Consider the following 7,269-nt stretch of genomic DNA (forward strand, 5'->3'; position numbering starts at 1 on the left):
AAAACAAAAATACAGCCGCATAGCGTAACGGTTTCGAGCGCCGGGGCCGAGTTTCTTTACCAACAAAGGTCGATTTTGTTTATGAATTGCCCGGAGAAGCACCGCCGCAAGCAGCACATTCGAACCGCTGAAGGTGATCAACCAGCACGCCTCAGCACACCGGCAGCACAATATCCACCACCAACCCACCGCCCGGCCGATTGCGTGCGGCGATCTGCCCGCCGTGCATTTCGATAGCCCGCAGGGCGATGGCCAGGCCCAGACCAAAGCCCTGCGCGGCATTCTCCGGACCGCGCTCGAAGGGCTGAAAAATACGTTGCAGACACGCCTCGTCCACACCTGGCCCCTGATCGATGACATTGACCGTCAAGCCCGGCGGCTGCGCCTGAACATTGGCGACCACCACCACATCAGTGCCCACCGCCGTGTGGCGAACCGCATTACGGATCACGTTTTCGAAGGCCCGGTAAAGCAATTCGCTGTCGACCTGTGCCACAAAAGGTTCGGGGGCCTGCAGCCTGACCCGACACTGTTTCAGGCCAGCCTCGAACCCGGCGTCTTCGACGATGGCGGCCAGCAGGCTGATGACATCGACCGTTTCTCGCTCCAGGCTTTCGGCATCGCTTTGCATGCGTGCCAAGGTCAGCAGCTCCTCGATGAGTGCGTCCATCCGTTCCGATTCGCGCTCGATGCGTTCGAGCATGTCCAGTTGCGTCGGTGCCTGACGCAGCAGGCCGATGGCGGCACTCATGCGCGTCAGCGGCGAACGCAGCTCATGGGAAATGTCATGCAACAGTTGTTGCTGGGAGTCGGCCATGACCTTGAGCTGATTGGCCATACGGTCGCAGTCCTCGGCCAGATCAACGATTTCATCGCGCCGTCGGCCCATATCGGGTTTCACCCTGGTGTCGAAGCGACCTCTGGCGACCTTGCCCATCGCCTCACGCAACTTAATCAGCGGTGCCACCAGATAGGCACTGAGGAACCAGCTGAACAGCGCACTCATGATGGTGCCGGTGATCAGCGGGTTAAGGTGGGAAGGCCGGTCTTCGTGGTTGGGTCGCTGGGTGGCCCTGATGTTTACAACTGCGCCCTCCCGCGTGTGCACGGCCAGTTCGAAACGGGGGTTATCTACCGGCTTGCCCGCCAGCAACCGGCCCTTTTCATCGTACAGCCCGACCCGGTCCTGCCCGTCAGGCTGCCAGGCATCGAGCAACGCCTGCCCTGCGGGAATGCCCGACTGCTGAAGCATGCGCACTTCGTTGTCGAATACGGTGCTGAACGAGGGATCACCCGGTCCCGACCGGGACAGCATGAACAAGCCCGCACCGACCATGAAAGTCATACTGGTCGCCAGCCAGAACGCCAGAAACAGCTTCCAGAACAACCGGCTCGGTCTCATGGCGTGATCAACATATAGCCCAGATTGCGCACGCTCTGTATCCAGCTCTGGTTATCGTTGCGCGGCCCGAGTTTGTGGCGAATGCTGCTGATGTGCACATCGATGCTGCGATCGTAGCGGGCCAGCGGCCGCCCCAGTGCGTTCATTGACAGGTTCTGCTTACTGACCAGTTGCCCGGCATGACGCGCCAGCTCCTCCAGCAGGCAGAACTCGTTGCCGGTCAACTCCAGCGTGACGCCCTGCCAGCGCGCTTCACGCTTGCCTGGCCAGAGCGTCAGGTCACCGGCCTGAATCACCTCTCTGACCGTCTCGACCACCGGCACCGCCCTCACCCTGCGCATGATCGCCCGCAGGCGCGCCACCAGTTCGCCCGGTGAACTGGGCTTGGGCACGTAATCGTCAGCGCCCAGTTCCAGCCCGGAAATACGGTCGATATTGTCGCCACGGGCCGTCAGCAGAATCACCGGCACCTGGCTTTGCGCACGGATCCTCCGCAGCACCTCAATGCCGGAGATGCGCGGCATCATGATGTCCAGCACGACGATGTCGTGACGCCCGGACAAGGCTTCAACCTCGCCCTCTTCAGCGCTGTTGGTGCAGGTCACGTCGAAGCTTTCACGGGTCAGGTACTGGCTGAGCATTTCGGTCAGCTCCCGATCATCGTCGACAAGCAATACGCGAGTCATGGCAGGCCCTTGATTGGTGGTTGCCGATTATCCCGGCGGCGCTGCGGCGTGTCAGCCAGGCCTGATGATCTTTACCTAACCTTACACCGCGTTAACCGTCCCCAACATGCCCTCCCCCTATGCTGCGCAGCCAACAGCGCCCGCCGGACCGGCCCTTTCTGGCGTGTCATCGGCAGCGCTCAAATGCCTTTGTCGCCGCTTTCAGGAAAGGGTTTGATGATTTCTTCGCGTCTGCTTCTATCGTTCTGCCTGTTATTCAGCGTCCCGCTGGTACACGCCGACACTTTTTCCATCTCGGACATCCGCGTCAACGGCCTGCAACGCGTGTCTGCCGGCAGCGTATTCGCTGCGCTGCCGCTCAATGTCGGCGATCAGGCCGATGAACAGCGTCTGGCCGACGCGTCGCGCTCACTGTTCAAGACCGGTTTCTTTCAAGACATCAACGTTGCCCGCGACGGCAACGTGCTGGTGATCAATGTCGTCGAACGCCCTTCTATCGCCAGCATCGAGATTATCGGCAACAAGGCAATCAGCACCGACGACCTGATGAAGGGGCTCAAGCAGTCGGGGCTCAGTGAGGGCGAGATATTCCAGCGCGCCACGCTTGAAGGCGTGCGCAATGAACTGCAACGCCAGTATGTCTCCCAAGGCCGCTACAGTGCCTCGGTCGATACTCAGGCGCTGCCTGCACCACGCAACCGCATTGCCCTGAAAATCACCATCGACGAAGGGACGGTGGCGTCGATCCAGCACATTAACGTGGTCGGCAACACCGTGTTCTCCGGTGAACAACTGGCTGATCAGTTTCAGCTCAAGACCAGCAACTGGCTGTCGTTTTTCAAGAACGATGACAAGTACGCCCGCGAAAAACTTTCCGGCGACCTGGAACGACTGCGCTCCTGGTACCTGGACCGCGGCTACATCAACATGGATATCAACTCGACGCAGGTATCGCTGACACCTGACAAGAAAGGCGTGTTCATTACCGTCAACATCACCGAAGGCGACCGGTATACCGTCGGCAGCGTCAAGCTGGGTGGCGACCTGAAAGTGCCGCAGGACCAGCTCGAACAACTGATTCTGGTCAAACCGGGCCAGGTGTTTTCGCGCAAGGTCATGACTGACACCACCAATCTGATCACCCGCCGCCTGGGCAACGATGGCTATACCTTCGCCAACGTCAACGGTGTGCCGAAAGCCAACGATGCCGACCATACCGTAGACATCAGCTTCATGGTCGACCCCGGCAAGCGGGCCTACGCAAACCGCATCAACTTTCGTGGCAACACCAAGACCGCCGATGAAGTGCTGCGCCGCGAGATGCGCCAGATGGAAGGTGGCTGGGCGTCGACCTACCTGATCGACCAGTCGAAGGTGCGACTGGAGCGTCTGGGTTTCTTCAAGGAAGTCAACGTCGAAACGCCTGCTGTGCCGGGCACCGACGACCAGGTGGACATCAACTACGCCGTCGAAGAACAGGCCTCGGGCAACATCACCGCCAGCGTAGGTTTCTCGCAAAGCGCCGGGCTGATACTCGGCGGCTCCATCTCGCAGAACAACATCCTCGGCACCGGCAACTTCGCCAGCCTCGGCATTACGCGCTCCGAGTACCAGACCAAGTACAACTTTGCATTCACCAACCCGTACTTCACGCCTGACGGTGTGAGCCTGGGCTACAACGTTTTCTACAACGCCACTGATTACAGCAAGTATTACGACGATGACGACGAGGTGTCCTACTACTCGCTCAACAGCGTCGGTGCGGGGGTCAACCTCGGCTATCCGATCAGCGAAACCTCGCGCCTGACCTACGGTTTGTCGATCCAGCATGACACCCTCGACCCCGGCAGCTACAGCGCCGACGAGATCTATGACTTCATCGAGCGTGAGGGCTCGTCATTCACCAACCTCAAGGCCAGCGTCGGCTGGTCGGAATCGACCCTCAACAAAGGCGTGCTGGCCACTCGCGGTCATTCACAAAGCCTGACCCTGACCAGCACCGTGCCGGGCAGTGACCTGCAATTCTATAAACTCGACTACAACGGCCAGACCTTCCTGCCGCTCAGCGACGCCACCTCGCTGCGCCTGCACACCAAACTGGGCTACGGCAATGGTTACGGCGACACCGATGGCCTGCCGTTCTACGAAAACTATACGGCGGGCGGCCAGGCCACCGTGCGCGGCTTCAAGGACGGCACGCTGGGACCACGCAATACCCCGGCCACCGGCACCTACGCCAGTCAGGGGCAAATCTACTATTCCGACCGCGACACCGAAGCGCTGGGCGGCAACATCCTGATCACCGGCGGCATGGAATACCTGTTCCCGATGCCCTTCGTCAAAGACCAGAAATCCCTGCGCACCTCGCTGTTCTGGGACTTCGGCACGGTTTACGCGGACAAGTGCTACCTGACCACCACGCAGAACTGCGGCAACATCAATATCGACCAGATGGCCAGTTCGGTCGGCGTCGGCGTGACCTGGTACTCGCCGCTCGGCCCCCTGAGCTTCGACCTCGCCGTGCCGATCAAAAAGCCCGAAGACGCCGAGACCCAAGTGTTCCAGTTCTCGCTGGGCCAGACCTTTTGAGGCGGACCCTTTACAGCATGAACAAGGCGGTCTTTACCCAGCATTACCTGGCCCGGACCGCGCTTTACATCCCGTCGTTGAATACTGCCTGCACTACTCATCAGGTCAGGAGTCGTTACATGAGCCGCGAAGTCAGGCAGATCACCCCCGATGTGCAGGAAATCATCCAGCACGCCCTGCGCACCCTGCTGGGCAAAGGTTTCGTCATCGCGCTGTTCGGCAGCGAGGATGCAACCGGGGCCATGCACTACCACCTGCGTATCGACCACGACGCCACGGGGCTGGGCATCGAGCATCACGACAACGTCGAAGACGGTTTCATCGACGACATCTTTCTGCTCGCCACCCGCATGAAAGCCATGCTCAAGCACCGCGAAATCCTGTCTCGCATGCACGGCGGCAGCCAGGCGACGGGGCAGGTGCGGATGCTGACCTGGATCACCGAAAACAGCAGCCATTCGGTGCTGCAAACGGCCGAGGACGCAGGGCGTGAATGCATGAACGCGTTGCGGGGGCGTCGCATGGCGGGGTGATACAGGCTGCTCCGGCTAATCATGGTGACAAAAACTGTCCCTGTCGCTGTGTACTGTCATCTCCACACTCACCGGGGGAGATGACTGATGCAGCGGATTCAATACAGCAAATACGGGGGGCCGGAGTTGATGCGGCTCGATAATTTCGAGTTGTCCGCGCCCGGAAAAGGCGAGGTGGCTGTACAGGTCAGGTTTGCGGCTATTAATCCAATCGACTGGAAACTGCGCAACGGGATGATGAAGATCGTCACGGGCAACGCGTTTCCCCGGGCGATGGGCATGGACTTCTAGGGTACCGTCATCACGGTTGGCGCGGATGTCACTCGGCTCAAGGTAGGCGACGCGGTGCTGGGGCTTGCACGTTTCAAGGAAAGTGGCGCATTTGGTCAGGCGGTCGTGACAAAAGAAACGTTTTTGGCTAAAAAACCCGAGTCGCTCTCTTTCGAAGATGCAGCCTGCATCGGCACGCCGGGCATCACCGCCTGGAATGGGCTGATCGACAAAGCGAAGCTGCAGGCAGGCCAGCATGTGTTCATCAACGGCTGCTCGGGAGCGGTCGGCGAAGCAGCGGTGCAGATCGCGCGTTACTTCGGCGCTACGGTTTCAGGCAGTTGCAGTGTCGGGGATTTCGACCGGGCGAAGGCGCTGGGCGTGCAGAATGTTTACGACTATAGAACCACCCACGTATCGGCTATTCCCGCACGTTTCGACGTGGTGTACGACACCGCCGCCACGCTGACGGTATCGGAAGGCGTTGAGATGCTACGACCGGGCGGGGTGTTTCTGGACCTGAATCCTGGCCCCGGCAAGTTCATACGCGCCCTCTTCGATCGCAGGCTCAAGCCCATCATAGGTTCGCCACGCGTCGAGATTCTGGATAAGCTGGCCGAAGCCGCCAGCAGGGGCACCTTCAAGATCCCGGTGGGTGAAGTGGTTCCCTTGAGCAGCGCAATCACACTGATCAACGAACTTGAGAAAGGTCGCAAGCTCGGTGGCAAAGGTGTTATCGCGATGGAGTAGGCATGGCCAGAAGTCATCGTTTGTTTGAATTGATGCAAGCGCTTCGTCGGCATCGCAGAACGGTATCAGGCGCGTCTCTTGCGCAGGAACTGGGCGTTTCACTGCGCACCATCCGCCGCGATGTTGCGACCTTGCAAGGCATGGGTGCTGATATCGACGGCGAGCCGGGCCTGGGGTACATCCTCAAGCCCGGTTTTCTATTGCCTCCATTGTCGTTCACGGAGGAAGAAGTGCAGGCGCTGATGATCGGCGCGCAGTGGGTCAGTCGCCAGACGGACGACAAGTTCGCCTTCGCCGTAAAAAATGCCCTGGCCAAAATCAGCGCCGTTTTACCTGTAGAGATGCGCCCGACACTGGAAGACGAAACGTTCTATATCAGCAAACCGCTCAGCGTTGCAACAACCATCGACCTGAGCGAAATTCGCCGTGCGCTGCGCGACCAGTGCAAGCTGAGCATCACGCTTTCGATAGAGCACGCGCCCAAGGACCCGCAGATCATCTGGCCGATCATGCTCGGCTTCATCGAGTCCAGGCGTCATTTGGCGGTCTGGTGTGAGGGCGACAGCCGTTACCGGGTGATCGACATGGATGACATCGCGCAGGCGCACGTGCTGACTGAACGCTACACGCGCAACCGCCGCCAACTTATCAAAGAGTGGCGAGCACTGGAGATTCTGCCGTGCAACGTCCGGGGCGAGACCTGCTGATACAAGCAGCCGCCCTCGCAATCTTCGCCCCGCCAGACACAGGCCGCGACCCGGTGTTTTGATCAAGCCAGCGTAATGACGAGCTTGCCGGTCACGCGCCCGGCGGCGCTGATCGCCTGAGCATTGGCAACTTCCCCGAGCGAAAAGGTTTGCTCGATACGCAGATCTAGCGCTCCCATCTCATACAAGCGCGCCGCTTCTTTAAACGCCCGCTCGGGATGGTCGAGCGATTTCGCGGAGAAAACCACGCCATGCTGGTATGACCCCCGAAGGTTGGACGCAACCTTTGGAGGCGTCATGGGTAAATATACAGAGCAGGCAAAACTCGCAGC

Annotated in this window: 6 protein-coding genes and 1 pseudogene; 4 read left to right on the forward strand and 3 right to left on the reverse strand. The window is 59.8% G+C overall.

Annotation, left to right across the window (positions count from 1 at the left end):
• Positions 1 to 151: 151 nt before the first annotated feature.
• Positions 152 to 1,387: an ATP-binding protein gene (locus RYC17_RS15415; protein ID WP_316903656.1), complete on the reverse strand. Its 1,236-nt coding sequence runs from the start codon at positions 1,385 to 1,387 to the stop codon at positions 152 to 154.
• An 11-nt stretch (positions 1,388 to 1,398) separates the two neighbouring features.
• Positions 1,399 to 2,088, reverse strand: coding sequence for a response regulator transcription factor (locus RYC17_RS15420; RefSeq protein ID WP_058408501.1), 690 nt, complete (start codon positions 2,086 to 2,088; stop codon positions 1,399 to 1,401).
• A 216-nt stretch (positions 2,089 to 2,304) separates the two neighbouring features.
• Between RYC17_RS15420 and bamA the strand changes: the two genes are divergently transcribed.
• The 4 genes and pseudogenes from bamA to RYC17_RS15440 all read left to right on the forward strand — a co-directional run bounded on the left by bamA (position 2,305) and on the right by RYC17_RS15440 (position 6,937).
• Positions 2,305 to 4,677, forward strand: a complete 2,373-nt coding sequence (gene bamA, locus RYC17_RS15425; RefSeq protein WP_316903649.1) for an outer membrane protein assembly factor BamA — start codon at positions 2,305 to 2,307, stop codon at positions 4,675 to 4,677.
• Positions 4,678 to 4,796: 119 nt separating this feature from the next.
• Entirely contained in the window at positions 4,797 to 5,210 is a 414-nt protein-coding gene (locus RYC17_RS15430) for a hypothetical protein (RefSeq protein WP_316903657.1), read from the forward strand.
• Between the two features lie 87 nt (positions 5,211 to 5,297).
• Positions 5,298 to 6,230: pseudogene (locus RYC17_RS15435) on the forward strand (NAD(P)-dependent alcohol dehydrogenase).
• A 2-nt stretch (positions 6,231 to 6,232) separates the two neighbouring features.
• Positions 6,233 to 6,937 (forward strand): helix-turn-helix transcriptional regulator, encoded by a 705-nt coding sequence (locus RYC17_RS15440; protein ID WP_058408505.1) that lies wholly within the window; start codon positions 6,233 to 6,235, stop codon positions 6,935 to 6,937.
• A gap of 62 nt (positions 6,938 to 6,999) precedes the next feature.
• Here RYC17_RS15440 and RYC17_RS15445 read toward each other — a convergent pair.
• Positions 7,000 to 7,269 (reverse strand): zinc-binding dehydrogenase (locus RYC17_RS15445; RefSeq protein ID WP_316903650.1); only part of this gene is annotated, 270 nt, incomplete at its 5' end.

This window comes from Pseudomonas syringae group sp. J248-6 (genome assembly GCF_032586995.1).
Lineage (GTDB): Bacteria > Pseudomonadota > Gammaproteobacteria > Pseudomonadales > Pseudomonadaceae > Aquipseudomonas > Aquipseudomonas amygdali.

What these genes read in the sequence shown, in the direction of transcription:
- RYC17_RS15440 (WP_058408505.1), top strand. Translation starts at nt 6,233, where the DNA reads ATGGCCAGAAGTCATCGTTTGTTTGAATTGATGCAAGCGCTTCGTCGG.
- RYC17_RS15430 (WP_316903657.1), top strand. Translation starts at nt 4,797, where the DNA reads ATGAGCCGCGAAGTCAGGCAGATCACCCCCGATGTGCAGGAAATCATC.
- RYC17_RS15420 (WP_058408501.1), bottom strand. Translation starts at nt 2,088, where the DNA reads ATGACTCGCGTATTGCTTGTCGACGATGATCGGGAGCTGACCGAAATG.
- bamA (WP_316903649.1), top strand. Translation starts at nt 2,305, where the DNA reads ATGATTTCTTCGCGTCTGCTTCTATCGTTCTGCCTGTTATTCAGCGTC.